Source organism: Streptomyces sp. NPDC096323 (assembly GCF_040302845.1).
In the GTDB taxonomy this organism is placed as follows: domain Bacteria; phylum Actinomycetota; class Actinomycetes; order Streptomycetales; family Streptomycetaceae; genus Streptomyces.
Window position 1 is genome coordinate 1 of sequence record NZ_JBEOSI010000028.1, and the last position, 1,687, is coordinate 1,687.

Annotated in this window: 2 protein-coding genes; one reads left to right on the forward strand and one right to left on the reverse strand. The window is 68.6% G+C overall.

What is annotated here, in order from left to right:
- Window positions 1–267: 267 nt before the first annotated feature.
- Entirely contained in the window at window positions 268–1,059 is a 792-nt protein-coding gene (locus ABTX18_RS35785; protein WP_352126978.1) for an IS5 family transposase, read from the forward strand.
- Here ABTX18_RS35785 and ABTX18_RS35790 read toward each other — a convergent pair.
- Entirely contained in the window at window positions 1,016–1,561 is a 546-nt protein-coding gene (locus ABTX18_RS35790; protein WP_352126979.1) for a hypothetical protein, read from the reverse strand. The two genes, ABTX18_RS35785 and ABTX18_RS35790, sit on opposite strands and share 44 nt — an antisense overlap.
- Window positions 1,562–1,687 lie beyond the last annotated feature (126 nt).

Here is a 1,687-nt window from a genome sequence, read left to right on the forward strand (position 1 = left end):
AGTAGCTGTTGTCGTTCCGATCGTGAGGGGTGGGCGTCGAACGGGAGTCTCGATCGGGTGACCGTGGCCGGCTGCGGGCATGAAGGCAGGGCCTCTTGGTAGCTCGGGGTTGCGAAGCCAACCGAGATCCAGGAGACCCTGTTGCCGCAGTTGTACGTGCTCGCGCCGGTGGAGTTCAACTCGGCTGCTCTGTCGTGTGATTGTGTCGCTCACCGGTTCGGGAATGCGGCCGACCATCCGGAGCGTGTTCGGCGGTATCCCTCGGACATGACGGGCGCGGAGTGGTCGGTGGTCCGGCCGCTGCTGCCGGTGCCGGGCTGGCTGCGAGGTCGGGGCGGGCAGCCGGAGGCGTACTGCCACCGGGCGATACTGGATGCGATCCGCTATCTGGTCGACAACGGGATCAAGTGGCGGGCCATGCCGGCCGACTTCCCGCCGTGGGACCGGGTCTATGCGTTCTTCCGCCGCTGGCGCGACCACGCGCTGGTCAGAGAGTTCCACGACCGGCTGCGCGGCCGGGTCCGCGAGGAGTCGGGGCGAGATGCGGAACCGACGGCCGGCGTGATCGACTGGCAGTCCGTCAAGGCGGACGCCGTCGTCGGCGCCGACAGCCGCGGCTTCGACGGCGGCAAGCTGATCAACGGCCGCAAACGGCACGTGGTGGTCGACACCCTCGGCCTGCTGCTGGGCGTGATGGTCACGAGCGCGGACATCGGCGACCGCGCCGCCGCGAAGGTGCTGCTTGAGCGGGTGACCGACGCTCACCACCGGCTGGAACTCGTCTGGGCCGACGGCGGCTACACCGGCAGCCTCGTCAAGCACTGCCTGGCCGCGCTCGCGCTAGTCCTGGCGATCGTCAAGCGGAGCGACGACATGCGCGGCTTCGTGGTGCTGCCCAAGCGGTGGATCGTCGAGCGGCTCTTCGCCCACCTGATGCGAAGCCGCCGTCTGGTGCGTGACTTCGAACGATCCACCAGCAGCGCCGAGGCGATGATCTACTGGTCGATGACCATGATCATGACCCGCCGTCTGGCCCGCTCACGCTCCGCGCGAGGGTGAACCGGCCCGGTGCCGGCTCGGCCAGCCAGCCCCGCGCGACCAGGCGTTTCGCCTTCGACCGCAGCCCCTCCACCTTGGCAGGCACCACGTCCAGGCCGAACGCAGTGGCCATCTCCTGACAGGTCAGCGGCCCTTGACCGAGACGGACCCGATCCTCGATCGCGGCCAGGATGCGCTGGTAGTCCACCGACAGTGCCGTCCCGGCCAGCCCCTCGCGCCACATCGGAACCTGCGACCTCGCCTTCACCACCAGAGGTGCAGACGCCTCCACCTCGGCTCCCGTCACAACACCCTCTGGCACCTCGGTGACCACGCCGGCTGAGTCACTGCCCGGCGGGGACAGCACCGCACCGACACGCTCGCGGGCGATCGTCCACTCCGACCACTCCTGCTCGGCCACCGCGAGCTCGGCCTGGATGCGGTCCACTTCCTCACGCAGCCCGTCCACACGACGACGAGCGGCAAGCTCGTGCTGTTCCAGCAGTCCGACAACCGACGGCATCCACGGCCTCCACGAGAGCGACGAAACGACACCCCATCACTCCCATACCGACGCCGCCCCTACCCCTGACCAGCGAAAACACAGTCGTCAGACTCGGAAAGACAACAGCGTCTAAGGGCTGTCCCG